Raw genomic sequence first — 15,666 nt, 5'->3', positions numbered from 1 at the left:
ACACCGCTTCAAGCGCTTCAACCTCCTCGCAAGCCCCGAATTTATTGACCTTTGCCCTTCCTGTCAGGTTTTTCATAAATGCTGGCCTTTCATCTAATTGTCACATTGCAGACATAGAGTGTTCACACGGCCTACCGATACTTGGCCCCGATCCAACTATCCCTATCTGCTAGGAGCAAGGCATGAAACTGAAGCGTTTGATGGCGGCAATGACTTTTGTCGCTGCTGGCGTTGCGACCGCCCACGCGGTGGCCGCTGGTGTTGACCCGGCAATTCCGGCTTACGCCAAGACCACCGGTGTCTCGGGCAACTTGTCCAGCGTTGGTTCCGACACCCTGGCTAACCTGATGACCCTGTGGGCTGAGTCCTACAAAAAGGAATACCCGAACGTCAACATTCAGATTCAGGCTGCCGGCTCCGCCACTGCACCTCCTGCGCTGACTGAAGGCACCTCTAACCTGGGCCCGATGAGCCGCAAAATGAAGGACACCGAACTGGCGGCCTTCGAGCAGAAGTACGGCTACAAGCCAACCGCTATCCCGGTGGCTGTGGATGCCCTGGCCGTGTTCGTGCACAAGGACAACCCAATCCAGCACCTGACCATGGAACAAGTCGACGCGATCTTCTCGTCTACTCGTCTGTGCGGTGCTAAAGCCGACGTGAAAACCTGGGGCGACCTGGGTGTGACCGGCGACCTGGCCAACAAGCCGGTGCAACTGTTCGGTCGTAACTCGGTATCCGGCACCTACGGCTACTTCAAAGAAGAAGCCCTGTGCAAAGGCGACTACAAGCCAAACGTGAACGAACAACCAGGCTCGGCTTCGGTCGTGCAGTCGATCAGCTCCTCGCTGAACGGCATCGGTTATTCGGGCATCGGCTACAAGACTGCAAGCGTGAAGACTGTGGCCCTGGCCAAGAAAGGCAGCACTGACTTCATCGAAGACAGCGAAGAAAACGCCCTGAACGGCAAATACCCGCTGTCGCGTTTCCTCTACGTGTACGTCAACAAAGCCCCGAACAAGCCTCTGGCCCCGCTGGAAGCTGAGTTCGTGAAACTGGTTCTGTCCAAACAGGGCCAGGAAGTGGTCGTCAAAGACGGCTACATCCCACTGCCAGCCAAAGTTGCCGCCAAGGCCCTGGCTGACCTGGGTTTGAAAGAAGGCAACTAAGCCTGCAAGACCTGGTGTAGACGCATGTTGTTCTGTGGGAGCGGGCAAACCCGCTCCTCCACTCACCGTCTACACCTCTTATTTTTTAGTCCGCTGCCAGCTCTGCTCCGCGGCGGATTTCTTGCGTCACTGCATTGTCATCTTTCTGTCATACAGGATCGCTAGGGTGTGCGCATGAATGATCTGGCCAATTCCACCATGACGACGACTTCTCCCCCCAAGCGCATTGATTTCAATACGCCTGAGCTGCAACGCAAGCGCCGTATTCGCGCGCTTAAAGATCGCCTGACCCGTTGGTACGTGTTGATCGGCGGCCTCGCCGTCCTCGGCGCCATCACCCTGATTTTCTTCTTCCTCGCTTATGTCGTTGCGCCGTTGTTCCAAGGTGCTTCGCTGACCAAGGAAGACGCGCTGACGCCCGCCTGGATTCAGGACGCCGGCAAGCCGCTGATGATCTCCCTCGAAGAACAGAACCAGGTCGCCATGCGGGTTTCCGACAAGGGCCAGGCGCTGTTCTTTAATGTGGACACGGGTGCCGAGCTCAAGCGTGTCGACTTGCCGCTTCCGGCAGGCACAAGTGTTGCCTCGATTGGTGAAGACCAGCCGGGCAGCCCGCTGGTGATCCTCGGCTTGTCGAATGGCCAATCCCTGGTGTTCCGCCACACCTATAAGGTGTCCTACCCGGACGGCAAGAAAACCATTACGCCTGCGGTTGAATACCCTTACGGCGAAACGCCCATCGTGCTCGATGACGCCGGTCGTCCATTGGAGCACGTCGCCCTCAATGCCACCGACTCGTCGCTGGTGGTCGCCGGTTCGGCCGGTTCGCACTTGAACGTGCTGGCCCTGAGCCGTGAAGAAAACATGATGACGGGCGAAGTCACCAGCGAGCAGAAGCGTATCGAGCTGCCGCAAATGACCGAGCCGGTGAAGGCGATCTTCATCGACCCACGCCAGCAGTGGCTGTATGTGATCAACGGTCGCGCCCTGGCGGATGTGTTCAGCCTGCGCGACAAGAGCCTCAACGGGCGCTACAAACTGCTCGAAGACGGCGACGCCGAAATCACCGCCAGCACCCAGCTGGTGGGCGGTATCTCGCTGATCGTCGGCAACTCCAAGGGTGGCCTGGCGCAGTGGTTCATGGCGCGCGACCCGGATGGCGAACAGCGTCTGAAGCAGATCCGTACTTTCCAGATGGGCACTACGCCGATTGTGGAAATCACCGCTGAAGAACGTCGCAAAGGCTTCACGGCGCTCGATGCGTCCGGCAAGTTCGGCGTGTTCCACAGCACCGCGCACCGCACCCTGTTGGTCGACCCGGTGGTCGATGGCCAAGGCGTGTTCGGCATGTCGCCACGTGCCAACCGTGTGATCGTCGAAGCCGGTGGCAAGCTGCAACCACTGCTACTGGACAACCCGCACCCGGAAGTGTCCTGGAGCGCGCTGTGGAGCAAGGTCTGGTACGAGAACTACGACGAGCCTAAATACGTCTGGCAATCGACGGCCGCCAACACCGACTTCGAACCTAAGATGAGCCTGGCGCCGCTGACCTTCGGTACGCTGAAAGCCGCGTTCTACGCCATGCTGCTGGCCGCGCCACTGGCTGTCGCCGCTGCGATCTACACCGCTTACTTCATGGCCCCGAGCCTGCGCCGCAAGGTCAAGCCGGTGATCGAACTGATGGAAGCGATGCCGACGGTGATCCTCGGCTTCTTCGCCGGCCTGTTCCTGGCGCCGTATGTGGAAGGGCATCTGCCGGGGATCTTCAGCCTGCTGATGCTGTTGCCGATTGGTATCCTGGTCGCCGGTTTTATCTTCAGCCGCCTGCCTGAGTCGATCCGCCTGCGTGTGCCCGACGGTTGGGAAAGCGCCATTCTGATTCCGGTGATCCTGTTTGTGGGCTGGCTCTCGCTGTACATGAGCCCGTACCTGGAAACCTGGTTCTTCGGCGGCGACATGCGCATGTGGATCTCCCATGACCTGGGTATCACCTACGACCAGCGCAACGCCCTGGTCGTCGGTTTGGCCATGGGCTTTGCGGTCATCCCGAACATCTACTCCATCGCCGAAGACGCCGTGTTCAGCGTGCCGCGCGGCCTGACCCTGGGCTCCCTGGCCTTGGGCGCCACGCCATGGCAGACCATGACGCGCGTGGTCATCCTGACCGCCAGCCCGGGGATTTTCTCGGCGCTGATGATCGGTATGGGGCGCGCCGTCGGCGAGACCATGATCGTGCTGATGGCCACCGGTAACACCCCGGTGATGGAGATGAACCTGTTCGAAGGCCTGCGCACCCTGGCGGCCAACGTTGCAGTGGAAATGCCTGAGTCGGAAGTCGGTGGTAGTCACTATCGCGTGCTGTTCCTCTCGGCGCTGGTGCTGCTGCTGTTCACTTTCATCATGAACACCCTCGCCGAGCTGATTCGTCAGCGTCTGCGCAAGAAATACTCGTCGCTTTAAGAAAGGTAGAAGTCTGTGAAACAGAACTCCCTGAATGGATGGTTCAAGAGCGGCGCTCCCGGCGTCTGGATCAGCGGTGGCGCGGTGTCCATCGCGGTCATCATGACCATTGGTTTGCTGGCTGTGATTGCCGTGCGCGGTTTGGGCCACTTCTGGCCGGCTGACCTGATCCAGGCCAACTACACCGTGCCGGGCCAGGAAAACCATATCGTCATCGGTGAAGTGGTGCAGAAGGAAGAAGTACCCCGCGAGCGCCTGAAAAGCGCTGGCCTGCCGGTACCGGACCAAGGCCCGGAATTCATGACCCGCGAGCTGATCAAGGTCGGCAACCGTGACTTGAACGGCAACGACTTCACCTGGATCGTCGGCGAGTGGCTCAAGGACCAGACCAAGCCTGCCAATCTGATGACCATCGAGCGCCGTGAGTGGGGCAACTTCTACGGCACGCTGGTCAACGTTAAGCAGGATGGCAAGGTGATCGCCGAAGGCGAGGCTGCGTGGCCGGAGCTGCAAGCCCGCGTCGACCGCGTGAACAAGTTGGCTGCCCAGCTCAAGAGCCTGGAAAAAACCGATATCGGCGCGATCAACGCCGGGTTGGAGCGCATCCGTCTGCACGGTCGCAAGCTGGAGCTGGAAGGTAAGCTCGATGCTACCGCCCAAGCGGACATGGATTCGGGCCGCGCCGAACTGAACAACCGCTACAAGGACGTCGAAGCGCGCCTGGCCGACTTGCACGCCCAGTTCAACCGCGACAGCCTGACCGCTCGCGACGGCAACGGCAAAGAAGTCGAAATCGGCATCGGCAAAGTGGTGCATGCCTACCAGCCGAACGCCATGGGCACGCTGACCAAGGTCAGCTTCTACTTCAGCAAGGTCTGGGAATTCCTCAGCGACGACCCACGGGAAGCCAACACCGAAGGCGGGATCTTCCCGGCGATTTTCGGCACGGTGATGATGACCCTGATCATGGCGATGATCGTGACCCCGTTCGGGGTGCTGGCGGCGGTGTACCTGCGTGAATACGCCAAGCAGAACGCCCTGACCCGCATTATCCGTATCGCCGTGAACAACTTGGCCGGCGTACCGGCCATCGTCTACGGCGTGTTCGGCCTGGGCTTCTTTGTGTATGTACTGGGTGGCTCGGTCGACCGTTTGTTCTTCGCTGAAGCTCTGCCGGCGCCGACCTTCGGTACGCCTGGCCTGTTGTGGGCTTCGCTGACCCTGGCGTTGCTGGCGGTGCCGGTGGTGATTGTCGCGACCGAGGAAGGCCTGGCGCGGATTCCTCGCACGGTGCGTGAAGGTTCGTTGGCACTGGGCGCGACCAAGGCGGAAACGCTGTGGAAGATCGTGCTGCCAATGGCCAGCCCGGCGATGATGACCGGCATGATCCTCGCCGTGGCCCGTGCCGCCGGTGAAGTGGCGCCGCTGATGCTGGTCGGTGTGGTGAAACTGGCACCGTCGCTGCCGCTGGATGGCAACTACCCGTACCTGCACCTGGACCAGAAAATCATGCACTTGGGCTTCCATATTTATGACGTCGGCTTCCAGAGCCCCAACGTCGAAGCCGCACGACCGCTGGTATACGCCACCGCCTTGCTGCTGGTGCTGGTGATCGCCACGCTCAACCTGTCGGCGGTGTGGATTCGTAACCACCTGCGCGAAAAATACAAGGCGCTGGACAGCTGATCTGAATTGAACGCGGACTAAATGTGGGAGCGGGCTTGCTCGCGAATGCGGTGTATCAGAAACACATGTGCTGGCTGACCCACCGCTTTCGCGAGCAAGCCCGCTCCCACATGGACCGCGTAACACACAGATTTTTGAGTAGACCGCCCCGGCGGTCCAACACAACGAATTGGTAGCACAGGGAGCATCCCATGCAACATGAAACCCCTACCCACGGCATCAACATGTCGGCCCTGGGTCGCGACAAGCAGAGCCTGAGCCTGGCCCAGGAAACCGTGGCCATCGAAGTACCGGGCTTGAGCCTGTACTACGGTGAAAAGCAGGCGCTGTTCGATGTCAGCATGAACATTCCCAAGCAGCGCGTGACCGCCTTTATCGGCCCGTCCGGCTGCGGCAAGTCCACGCTGCTGCGCACGTTCAACCGCATGAATGACCTGGTGGACGGTTGCCGCGTAGAAGGTGCAATCAACCTCTACGGCAGCAACATCTACCGCAAGGGCGAGGACGTGGCCGAGCTGCGCCGTCGTGTGGGCATGGTGTTCCAGAAGCCGAACCCGTTCCCCAAGACCATCTACGAAAACGTGGTCTACGGCCTGCGTATCCAGGGCATCAACAAAAAACGCATCCTCGACGAAGCGGTGGAGTGGGCCCTGAAAGGCGCGGCGCTGTGGGAAGAGGTCAAAGACCGCCTGCACGATTCGGCACTCGGCCTGTCCGGCGGCCAGCAGCAGCGTCTGGTGATCGCGCGTACCATCGCCGTGGAACCGGAAGTCTTGCTGCTCGACGAACCGTGCTCGGCACTTGACCCGATCTCGACACTGAAAGTCGAAGAGCTGATCTACGAGCTCAAGTCCAAGTTCACCATCGTCATCGTGACCCACAACATGCAACAGGCGGCGCGGGTTTCCGACTACACCGCGTTCATGTACATGGGCAAACTGGTGGAGTTCGGCGACACCGATACCCTGTTCACCAATCCGGCGAAGAAGCAGACCGAAGACTACATCACCGGTCGCTACGGCTAGTATGCGGTGGTTCTGATTGCACTGAATGCTGCGGTTCTCCGCACCTTACCGGACGTTCCAAGGACGCCAACATGATTAGCAAAGAAGGCCTTACCCATCACATCTCCGCGCAGTTCAACGCCGAGCTTGAGGAAGTGCGCAGCCACCTCCTGGCGATGGGCGGGCTGGTGGAGAAGCAAGTCAACGATGCCGTCACTGCGCTGATCGAGGCCGACTCTGGCCTGGCCCAGCAAGTGCGCGAGATTGATGACCAGATCAACCAGATGGAACGCAATATCGACGAAGAATGCCTGCGCATTCTGGCGCGTCGCCAACCGGCGGCGTCTGACTTGCGTTTGATCATCAGCATCTCCAAGTCGGTAATCGACCTGGAGCGTATTGGCGACGAAGCCACCAAAATCGCCCGCCGCGCCATCCAGCTGTGCGAAGAAGGCGAAGCACCGCGCGGTTATGTGGAAGTGCGCCATATCGGTGACCAGGTGCGTAACATGGTGCGCGACGCTCTCGACGCCTTTGCCCGTTTCGACGCCGAGCTGGCGTTGTCGGTGGCGCAGTACGACAAGACCATCGACCGCGAATACAAGACTGCACTGCGCGAGCTGGCCACCTACATGATGGAAGACCCGCGCTCTATCTCGCGGGTCTTGAACATTATTTGGGTGCTACGCTCTCTGGAGCGGATCGGCGACCACGCGCGCAATATCTCGGAACTGGTGATTTACCTGGTGCGCGGTACCGACGTACGGCACATGGGGCTCAAGCGCATGAAAGCCGAAGTTGAAGGCACGGCCGATCAAATCCCTAATGTTCCGGGCGAATCTGACGATAAGTAAGGTTGCCCGAGAAATTAACGCCCGGCCTTTGGTCGGGCGTTTTCGTTTGCGGTATCTGAATATTTTGCGCAGCAGGAGCAATATAGTCCTTCTGCGACCAGCGAGTTTTGGCAAAATGCCATCAGTCAGGCGTTTTGTGTGCCGAAGTTTTTATAGGATGAAGGGTCGATGAGTAAAGTCAGTGTGTTGGTGGTGGATGACGCCTCGTTTATCCGCGACCTGGTGAAGAAGTGCCTGCGCAACTACTTCCCCGGGATCAAGATTGAAGACGCGGTGAACGGCAAAAAGGCGCAAACCATCCTGATGCGCGAGACCTTCGACCTGGTGCTGTGCGACTGGGAAATGCCCGAGATGTCCGGTCTTGAGCTGCTGACCTGGTGCCGTGAGCAAGCCCATTTGAAGGCCATGCCCTTCGTGATGGTGACCAGCCGTGGCGACAAGGAAAACGTGGTCCAGGCGATTCAGGCCGGGGTTTCCGGCTATGTCAGCAAGCCGTTCACCAACGAGCAGTTGCTGAACAAGGTCAAACAGGCCCTGCACAAGATCGGCCGCCTCGACGCGCTGGTCGCCAGCGCGCCGACCAAGATGAACTCGGCCTTTGGCAACGACTCCCTGAGCGCCTTGACTGGCGGCAAGCCTGAAGCGGTCAAAGCTGCTCCTGTGGCGGCGCCGAGCAAAGGCCTGCTTAACAGCCAGCCGGTGCAGGCGGCTCCGGCTGCTTCGCCGGCAGGTGGGCGTGGCCAGGGCCAACTGCGCCTGTCCAGCGGCACCCAGCAATGTGTGATCAAGGCGCTGAGCATCAAGGAGGCGCTGCTGGTGGTGCGTCGCGGTGAAGTGCTGCCTCAGGTGCTGGAAAGCGCGGTACTGGACCTTGAGCAAGGCGACAACGCCGAAGTCGCACGCCTCAACGGCTACCTGCACGCGATCGTCGCCTACGAGCCGAGGCCGGACAGCGACTGGCTGCAACTGACCTTCCGGTTTATCGACCAGGATGCGCAGAAGCTCGACTACATCTCCCGCCTGATCGCGCGCGGCACGGCGCAGAAGCATTTTGTGCCGGGTGCGTGATCTACACCGCGCCCCATAACCAATGTGGGAGCGGGCTTGCTCGCGAAGGCGGTGTATCAGTCAACATCTTCGATGACTGACACCCTGCTTTCGCGAGCAAGCCCGCTCCCACATTTTGATCTTCAGTGTTTAGCCGAAGGTGTTGTTGCTCAATCGAGCAACAGCACCTTGGCCAACACGATCTTCGGCCCTTTCATCTTCTTGATGATGATGCGCAAGCCTTCAACTTCCAGCACTTCTTCCTCTTCCGGCACCCGCTTGAGGGTGTCGTAGATCAAACCGGCCAGGGTTTCGGCTTCGATGTGGTCCAGGTCGACGCCCAGCAGGCGTTCCACCTTGAACAGCGGCGTATCGCCACGCACCAGCAGTTTGCCCGGCTGGTAGGCGAGGATGCCGCGCTCGGCCTTGCGGTGTTCGTCCTGGATATCGCCGACCAACACTTCCAGCACATCTTCCATGGTCAGGTAGCCGATGATCTTGCCATCGGCTTCTTCCACCAGGGCGAAGTGCGCGCCGCCTTTGCGGAACTGCTCCAGCAACTGCGACAACGGCATGTGCCGCGACACGCGCTCCAGCGGGCGGGTCAGCTCGGCCAGGTTGAACGACTCGGGGATGTGGTCCAGGGCCGCCAGTTCCAGCAGCAGGTCCTTGATGTGCAGCAGGCCGACGAACTCGTTGCGCACCGCGTCGTACACCGGGTAGCGACTGAATTTGTGACGGCGGAACAGCGCCAGGATTTCCTTGAGCGGGGCGTTGAAGTCCAGGGTCACCAGGTCTTCCCGGGAGTTGGCCCAGTCCACCACTTCCAGTTCGCCCATTTCCACCGCAGAGGCGAGCACGCGCATGCCCTGATCGCTCGGGTCCTGGCCACGGCTTGAGTGCAGGATCAGCTTGAGTTCTTCGCGGCTGTAATGGTGCTCATGGTGTGGGCCAGGCTCGCCTTGGCCGGCGATACGCAAGATGGCGTTGGCGCTGGCGTTGAGCAGGTAGATCGCCGGGTACATCGCCCAGTAGAACAGGTACAACGGCACTGCCGTCCACAGCGACAGCAACTCGGGTTTGCGAATCGCCCAGGATTTGGGTGCCAATTCACCGACCACGATGTGCAGGTAAGAAATCACGAAGAAGGCGGCAAAGAACGACACGCCCTTGATCACCTCAGGCGATTGCACGCCCACGGCGCCCAGCAACGGCTCGAGGATGTGCGCAAAGGCCGGCTCACCGACCCAGCCCAGGCCCAGGGAGGCGAGGGTGATACCCAGCTGGCAGGCCGACAGATAGGCGTCGAGCTGGCTGTGCACGGTGCGCAGGATCTGCCCGCGCCAGCCGTTTTTGTGGGCGATGGCCTCGACCCGAGTGGCGCGCAATTTGACCATGGCAAATTCCGCCGCAACGAAGAAACCGTTGAGCAGTACCAGGATCAGTGCAAAAAGAATCATGCCGAAGTCGGCGAAGAGTGTGGCGAGGGTGATACCAGGGGAAGGGTCCATGATGGGGTTTTGCAGGTTCCGTGTGTTCAATGAGGGATGACAGGAGGGCCTGAAAAGCAGCCGCAAGTCGGCCAATGTAGCGGCTGGCGGGGCGCTTGCCTAGTGCCCGCTGCCGGGCGGGGCCTGGAATACATACGTCCACACGCGGCATGTCCAATGTGGGAGCGGGCTTGTTCGCGAAGGCGGTGGGTCAGCCAACACATTCATAGCTGACCTGCTGCCTTCGCGAGCAAGCCCGCTCCCACACTTAGTCCAGCGTCGTTTTCGGGTTATTCCTCGGTGTCGATCACCCGCGAGCGGGTCACCTGCGCTGGCGGAAAGTGGCAGGTAAAGGTGCTGCCATGGCCCAGCACGCTGCTGATTTCCAGCCGTGCACGGTGGCGCAGCAGCACGTGTTTGACGATGGCCAGGCCCAGCCCGGTGCCGCCGGTGTTGGAGTTGCGGCTGGAGTCGACGCGGTAGAAGCGCTCGGTCAGGCGGGGCAGGTGCTTGGCGTCGATGCCGATACCGGAATCCTGCACGCTCAGGTGTGCGCCGTGCTCGTCGGCCCACCAGCGGATGCGGATATTGCCCTTGTCCTGGGTGTACTTCACGGCGTTGAACACCAGGTTGGAAAAAGCGCTGCGCAACTCGCCCTCACTGCCTTTGAGCAAAACCAGCGGGTCGGCTTCCAGACTGATCTGCTGCCCGCGTTCACCGGAAAGCGCCTGGGCGTCGTTCTTGATGGTCTGCAACAGGCTTTGCACCGCCACCGGATGGTTGTCCGACGGGTAGTCGGTGGCCTCAAGCTTGGCCAGCAACAGCAGGTCGTTGAGCAGTGTCTGCATGCGTGAACCTTGCTGTTGCATCTGTTGCAGGGCTCGGCTCCAGCGCGGGTTGATCTCGTCGACGTTGTCCAGCAGCGTCTCCAGGTAGCCACAGATCACCGTCAGCGGCGTGCGCAGCTCATGGGACACATTGGCGACGAAGTCTTTGCGCATTTGTTCCAACTGGTGGATGCGGGTGACGTCGCGCACCAGCATCAGGTGTTCGTTGTTGCCGTAGCGGGTCAGGTACAGCTGGATACGCACACGGTCGTTGGTGGGCGAAGGGATTTCCAGGGCTTCTTCGTAGTTTTCCTGCTCGAAATACTCTTTGAAGCGCGGGTGGCGCACCAGGTTGGTCACCGGCTGGCCACTGTCCTGAGGCGTCTTGAGGCCCAGCAGGGTCTCGGCGGCGCGGTTCCACCATTCCAGGTTGCCGTCGCTGTCGAGCATGATTACCGCGTCTTTGAGCGCGGCGGTGGACTCCTGCACACGGTCGATCACCGCTTGCAGGCGCCCGCGTACCCGTTGGTCGCGGCGTTGCAGGTGGTAGATGCTGTCGAACACCTCGCCCCACAGGCCGTAGCCATCGGGTGGTGCTTCATCGGGTTTGTGTTGGCGCAGCCATTCATGCAGGCGGAGCAGCTGTTTGAGCGTCCAGCCCAGATACAGGCCGATACCGACGGCCAGGCTCCAGCCGTAATAGCCGCTGACCAGGCCTACCACCAGGCAGCCGGTGATCAACAGCAGCATGTGGCGGATCAGGGTGCCATGCCAGTTCTGGTTCACTTAAACATGCGTCCTTGTCAGCTGTTAAGGAAGGGAAGGGCTGGCTCAGCCTTTGGTGGAAAAGCGGTAGCCGGTGCCGCGCACGGTTTGTACCAGATTCTCGTAGGCATCGCCCAAGGCTTTGCGCAGGCGGCGGATATGCACGTCCACGGTGCGCTCTTCCACGTACACATTGCCGCCCCACACCTGGTCGAGCAATTGGCCACGGGTGTAGGCGCGCTCCTGGTGGGTCATGAAAAATTGCAGCAGGCGATATTCGGTCGGGCCCATCTCGGCCGGCTTGCCGTCGATGGTCACGCGGTGGCTGATCGGGTCCAGAATCAGGCCGTCGACTTCGATCGGCGCTTCGCCATCGGTAGGGCCGGCGCGGCGCAATACAGCTTTCAGACGGGCGACCAGTTCACGTGGGGAAAATGGCTTGGTGATGTAGTCATCAGCGCCAACTTCCAGGCCCTGGATCTTGTTGTCCTCTTCACCCTTGGCGGTGAGCATGATGATCGGGATATCCCCGGTCAGCTCGTCACGCTTGAGGCGGCGGGCCAGTTCGATACCGGATGTGCCGGGCAGCATCCAGTCGAGCAGGATCAGGTCCGGCTTGCGGTCGACAATGATGGCGTGGGCCTGCTGGGAGTTCTCCGCCTCCAGGCAGTCATAGCCGGCCATTTCCAACGCAACGGCGATCATCTCGCGAATGGGCGCTTCGTCGTCAACGATCAGAATGCTCCTGCCAACCATGCCTAAATCCTCTTGTCATTTAACTGTCTTGCGCCGCATTAGATAACGGAATTATTGCAGTCGTGTGACAGTAATTTAGTCGCTTGGGCAATTCTCGGCACTCTGGACTACCCTTTGGGTCCGAATCCTGACAACCACAAAAGGAAGGTTCCGATGACTTACAGTACTTTTTCCTGGAAAGCCCTGCTGGTAACGGCGGCGTTGACGCTGCCGACACTGGCGTTTGCGGCCGAGCCTGCGATGACCAAAGACGGCATGTTGGTGGACCACAAGGGTATGACGCTCTACACCTTCGCCAAGGATTCTGGTGACAAGTCCATGTGCAACGACAAGTGCGCCACCAACTGGCCGCCGTTGATGGCCGAATCCACCGACAAGCCGATGGGCAAATGGACCGTCATCACCCGTGACGATCAAAAGAGCCAGTGGGCCTACAGCGGCAAACCGCTCTACACCTTCGTCATGGACAAGAAGGCCGGTGACATGACCGGTGAAGGCAAAATGGACGGCGCCTGGAAGGTCGCCAAGCCTTAGTTAAACCCGCTGGCGATGAGGGGCCTGGCCCCTCATCGAAACGCGTAATCCGCCACGATCCCGACAAAAATCGCCAACCCGGCCCAGTGGTTGTGCAAAAACGCCTTGAAGCATTTCATGCGGTCTTTGTCGCGGGTGTACCAGAACTCCCAGGCAAAACAGCCCGCCGCCGCCAGCAATCCAAGGTGGAACCAGCCTCCCAGCTCGAACCGCGCGCCCGCCAGCAACAGGCAGGCCAGTGACAGGCCTTGCAGGGTGAGGATGATCACGCGGTCGGCATCGCCAAACAGAATGGCCGTGGATTTCACCCCGATCTTCAAGTCATCGTCGCGGTCGGTCATCGCGTAATACGTGTCGTAACCCACCGTCCACAGCAAATTGGCGATGTACAGCAGCCACGCAGTGGCAGGCAGGTGGCCCGTCTCGGCGGTGAACGCCATTGGCATGCCCCACGAAAACGCCGCGCCCAACACCACTTGCGGGTAATAGGTATAGCGCTTCATGAACGGGTAGCTCGCCGCCAGCGCCAAACCGCCGAGGGACAGCAGGATGGTGGTGGCGTTGGTCAGCAGCACCAGCAGGAAACTGACGCCCATCAACACGGCGAAAAACACCAGTGCCTCTTTGGCGCTGATCTTGCCGCTTACCAGCGGGCGTTGCTCGGTGCGTTTCACATGGCCGTCGACCTTGCGGTCTGCCCAGTCATTGATCACGCAGCCCCCGGCGCGGGTCAGCACCACACCCAGTACAAAAATCACGATATTGATCAAGGACGGCGAGCCCTTGCCGGCGATCCACAGCGCCCACAGTGTTGGCCATAACAGCAGGTAGATGCCGATGGGCTTGTCCATGCGGGTCAACTGAATGAAATCCCAGGCCCTGGGGTTCAGGCGGTTCAAGGATTTAAGCAGGCGTTGATACATCAGCAGTTCTCCGGATGGTCATGCAACGCGTGCCAGAAGCTCGGCAGGAAAATTTCCGCCACCAGCACACTCAGCGGCCCGCGATCAAAGCGTGAGCGGCGCCCCCACAAGCCGTCGGCCTGGTCCGCGCTCGGCAGCCATTGCCGTGGGTAATGGCACACCTCGATGGGCTGGCGGGTGAAGGCGTGATCGCAAAACAGCAACTCGCCCAACGAACGGCTGCCCAACGCGTCCATATGCAACCCGTCGCCCTGCAGGGCACTGCGCGCCGCCACGCTGCGGGCGAACACCCACGGCTGGGCATGCCCGCGCAGATACACCTCGCGCACCCAACCGACAGTGGCCGGGGCCAGGCCCAGCGCCGCACATTCATCCTCGCGCAACGGCTGCCAGCCTTCGAACAGCGGCGTGACGCTGAACTCATCGTTGGACAGCCGCGTGAGCCGGCGCGTCAGTGAGCCTTCGTCGAACAGCCAATCGAGGGTCAAAGGCGCGGGCAAAGGGCTCAGAAGGCTCTGGGTCAGCCATTGGCAAGCATCGGGAAGGGCGATTGAGTGCGGCACGGTGAGTCAGTATTGGCAGCAAAAGAGGCTGCGAGCTTACCATGGCGTCCTGGGCTTTTGCCGTGCTGAACCGGCCCCATGCGTCGATCGTGCTTGCATCTGCCGGCCCCGATCAGTACAAAACGCCCTGAGCCGCACGGCAACGTAGGTCTATCGACCGTCGGCCAAGATGCCTGGACCCTGAGGAAGCAAGTAATGAAGAAGTGGCAATGTGTAGTCTGCGGCCTGATCTATGACGAAAAAGACGGCTGGCCGGATGACGGTATCGCACCGGGCACGCAGTGGCAGGACGTCCCTGAAGATTGGCTGTGCCCGGACTGCGGTGTGGGCAAAATGGATTTCGAAATGATCGAAATCGGTTAATGCCTCGAATTTAAGCACTGAGTTTAAGAAACGTACTACAAGGAGAAAGGAATGAACGCACCTGTCGTGATCATCGGCACAGGATTGGCCGGTTACAACGTGGCCCGGGAGTTTCGCAAGCTCGACAGCGAGACCCCATTGCTGCTGATCACCGCGGATGATGGGCGCTCCTACTCCAAGCCCATGCTCTCCACCGGCTTTGGCAAGAACAAGGAAGCCGATGGCCTGAGCATGGCTGAACCCGGTGCCATGGCCGAGCAACTCAAGGCCGAAGTGCGCACCCACACGCGCATCAGCGGCATCGACCCAGGCCACAAGCGCCTGTGGATCGGCGAGGAAGCGGTGGCCTATCGCGACCTGATCCTGGCGTGGGGCGCAGAAACTGTGCGCGTTCCGGTTGAAGGTGATGGGGTTGAGCTGATTTTCCCGATCAACGACCTCGAAGACTACGCCCGCTTTCGCGCCGCTGCCGCCGGCAAGCGCCGCGTGCTGGTGCTGGGCGCCGGCCTGATCGGCTGCGAGTTCGCCAACGACCTGATCCTCGGCGGTTACGAAATCGACCTGGTGGCGCCGTGCGAGCAGGTCATGCCGACCCTGCTGCATCCCGCCGCCGCTGCAGCAGTGCAAGCCGGCCTGGAAGGCCTTGGTGCGCGTTTCCACCTGGGCCCGGTGCTCAACCGCCTGCAGCGCAGCGCTGACGGCCTGGAAGCGCACCTGTCGGACGGTGAGGTCATCCACTGCGACCTGGTGGTCTCGGCCATCGGCCTGCGCCCGCGCATCGACCTTGCCGCCGCTGCCGGCCTGCAAATCAACCGTGGAATCATGGTGGACCGCCACCTCAAGACCTCCCACGCCAACATCTACGCCCTGGGCGACTGCGCCGAGGTTGACGGCCTCAACCTGCTCTACGTGATGCCACTGATGAGCTGCGCCCGCGCCCTGGCCCAGACCCTGGCTGGCAACGCTACGGCGGTCAGCTATGGGCCGATGCCGATCACCGTGAAAACCCCGATCTGCCCGCTGGTAGTCTCGCCCCCGCCACGCGGCACCGAAGGTGTGTGGAGCGTCGAAGGGCAGGGCGCCGACATCAAGGCCTTGTGCCGCGACGCCAGCGGCCGCCTGCTGGGTTACGCGCTGACCGGCAGTGCGGTTATGGAAAAACTGGCCTTGAACAAAGAACTTCCGCCGTTGCTGGCGTAAATACCGGTCGTTCTGTCGGAATAAC

At 60.7% G+C, this 15,666-nt stretch carries 14 protein-coding genes; 9 read left to right on the top strand and 5 right to left on the bottom strand.

The features are described 5' to 3' along the window. The first annotated feature begins 182 nt into the window (after positions 1-182). From CPH89_RS09600 to CPH89_RS09575, 6 genes are all read left to right on the top strand, one after another. Positions 183-1,169, top strand: a complete 987-nt coding sequence (locus tag CPH89_RS09600) for a phosphate ABC transporter substrate-binding protein PstS (RefSeq protein ID WP_053258707.1) — start codon at positions 183-185, stop codon at positions 1,167-1,169. Between the two features lie 426 nt (positions 1,170-1,595). After that, complete coding sequence (locus tag CPH89_RS09595; protein WP_169875571.1) at positions 1,596-3,629, top strand: ABC transporter permease subunit; 2,034 nt, start codon at positions 1,596-1,598, stop codon at positions 3,627-3,629. A gap of 15 nt (positions 3,630-3,644) precedes the next feature. Then, entirely contained in the window at positions 3,645-5,315 is a 1,671-nt protein-coding gene (pstA, locus tag CPH89_RS09590) for a phosphate ABC transporter permease PstA (RefSeq protein WP_053258705.1), read from the top strand. 191 nt (positions 5,316-5,506) lie between these two features. Further along, on the top strand, positions 5,507-6,340 hold the full coding sequence (pstB, locus tag CPH89_RS09585) for a phosphate ABC transporter ATP-binding protein PstB (RefSeq protein WP_053258704.1): 834 nt from the start codon (positions 5,507-5,509) through the stop codon (positions 6,338-6,340). A 71-nt stretch (positions 6,341-6,411) separates the two neighbouring features. Further along, a complete protein-coding gene (phoU, locus tag CPH89_RS09580) occupies positions 6,412-7,173 on the top strand; it encodes a phosphate signaling complex protein PhoU (protein WP_053258703.1) in 762 nt (253 codons plus the stop codon). A 168-nt stretch (positions 7,174-7,341) separates the two neighbouring features. Continuing rightward, positions 7,342-8,241, top strand: coding sequence for a response regulator (locus CPH89_RS09575; RefSeq protein ID WP_053258702.1), 900 nt, complete (start codon positions 7,342-7,344; stop codon positions 8,239-8,241). 149 nt (positions 8,242-8,390) lie between these two features. On the opposite strand, the gene CPH89_RS09570 is transcribed toward CPH89_RS09575, so the two are convergent. The 3 genes from CPH89_RS09570 to phoB all read right to left on the bottom strand — a co-directional run bounded on the left by CPH89_RS09570 (position 8,391) and on the right by phoB (position 12,058). Further along, a complete protein-coding gene (locus tag CPH89_RS09570; protein WP_053258701.1) occupies positions 8,391-9,731 on the bottom strand; it encodes a hemolysin family protein in 1,341 nt (446 codons plus the stop codon). 269 nt (positions 9,732-10,000) lie between these two features. Next, positions 10,001-11,287, bottom strand: a complete 1,287-nt coding sequence (gene phoR, locus CPH89_RS09565) for a phosphate regulon sensor histidine kinase PhoR (protein ID WP_207201206.1) — start codon at positions 11,285-11,287, stop codon at positions 10,001-10,003. 81 nt (positions 11,288-11,368) lie between these two features. Then, positions 11,369-12,058 carry a phosphate regulon transcriptional regulator PhoB gene (phoB, locus tag CPH89_RS09560; protein WP_003195617.1) on the bottom strand — a complete coding sequence of 230 codons (690 nt, stop codon included), beginning with the start codon at positions 12,056-12,058 and terminating at the stop codon, positions 11,369-11,371. 153 nt (positions 12,059-12,211) lie between these two features. Here phoB and CPH89_RS09555 point away from each other — a divergent pair, with 153 nt between their 5' ends. Beyond that, entirely contained in the window at positions 12,212-12,592 is a 381-nt protein-coding gene (locus CPH89_RS09555) for a COG4315 family predicted lipoprotein (protein WP_053258699.1), read from the top strand. A gap of 32 nt (positions 12,593-12,624) precedes the next feature. Here CPH89_RS09555 and ubiA read toward each other — a convergent pair whose 3' ends face one another. After that, on the bottom strand, positions 12,625-13,515 hold the full coding sequence (gene ubiA / locus CPH89_RS09550) for a 4-hydroxybenzoate octaprenyltransferase (protein ID WP_053258698.1): 891 nt from the start codon (positions 13,513-13,515) through the stop codon (positions 12,625-12,627). Next, positions 13,515-14,078, bottom strand: coding sequence for a chorismate--pyruvate lyase family protein (locus CPH89_RS09545; RefSeq protein ID WP_053258697.1), 564 nt, complete (start codon positions 14,076-14,078; stop codon positions 13,515-13,517). Before CPH89_RS09545 ends, ubiA begins: the two co-directional genes overlap by 1 nt. Positions 14,079-14,273: 195 nt before the next feature. Here CPH89_RS09545 and CPH89_RS09540 point away from each other — a divergent pair, with 195 nt between their 5' ends. Both CPH89_RS09540 and CPH89_RS09535 read left to right on the top strand, forming a co-directional pair. Further along, positions 14,274-14,441 carry a rubredoxin gene (locus CPH89_RS09540; protein WP_053258696.1) on the top strand — a complete coding sequence of 56 codons (168 nt, stop codon included), beginning with the start codon at positions 14,274-14,276 and terminating at the stop codon, positions 14,439-14,441. A 51-nt stretch (positions 14,442-14,492) separates the two neighbouring features. Next, positions 14,493-15,641 carry an NAD(P)/FAD-dependent oxidoreductase gene (locus tag CPH89_RS09535; RefSeq protein WP_053258695.1) on the top strand — a complete coding sequence of 383 codons (1,149 nt, stop codon included), beginning with the start codon at positions 14,493-14,495 and terminating at the stop codon, positions 15,639-15,641. Positions 15,642-15,666 lie beyond the last annotated feature (25 nt).

The organism is Pseudomonas fluorescens (assembly GCF_900215245.1).
Taxonomy (GTDB): Bacteria; Pseudomonadota; Gammaproteobacteria; order Pseudomonadales; family Pseudomonadaceae; genus Aquipseudomonas; species Aquipseudomonas fluorescens.
Note: the sequence above shows the minus strand (reverse complement) of the source record. Positions and strands in the feature narration are given on the sequence as shown.

Coding starts and splice junctions, on each gene's coding strand:
- CPH89_RS09600 (WP_053258707.1), top strand. CDS start 183: ATGAAACTGAAGCGTTTGATGGCGGCAATGACTTTTGTCGCTGCTGGC.
- pstB (WP_053258704.1), top strand. CDS start 5,507: ATGCAACATGAAACCCCTACCCACGGCATCAACATGTCGGCCCTGGGT.
- phoU (WP_053258703.1), top strand. CDS start 6,412: ATGATTAGCAAAGAAGGCCTTACCCATCACATCTCCGCGCAGTTCAAC.
- CPH89_RS09575 (WP_053258702.1), top strand. CDS start 7,342: ATGAGTAAAGTCAGTGTGTTGGTGGTGGATGACGCCTCGTTTATCCGC.
- CPH89_RS09570 (WP_053258701.1), bottom strand. CDS start 9,731: ATGGACCCTTCCCCTGGTATCACCCTCGCCACACTCTTCGCCGACTTC.
- phoR (WP_207201206.1), bottom strand. CDS start 11,287: ATGCTGCTGTTGATCACCGGCTGCCTGGTGGTAGGCCTGGTCAGCGGC.
- phoB (WP_003195617.1), bottom strand. CDS start 12,058: ATGGTTGGCAGGAGCATTCTGATCGTTGACGACGAAGCGCCCATTCGC.
- CPH89_RS09555 (WP_053258699.1), top strand. CDS start 12,212: ATGACTTACAGTACTTTTTCCTGGAAAGCCCTGCTGGTAACGGCGGCG.
- ubiA (WP_053258698.1), bottom strand. CDS start 13,515: ATGTATCAACGCCTGCTTAAATCCTTGAACCGCCTGAACCCCAGGGCC.
- CPH89_RS09540 (WP_053258696.1), top strand. CDS start 14,274: ATGAAGAAGTGGCAATGTGTAGTCTGCGGCCTGATCTATGACGAAAAA.
- CPH89_RS09535 (WP_053258695.1), top strand. CDS start 14,493: ATGAACGCACCTGTCGTGATCATCGGCACAGGATTGGCCGGTTACAAC.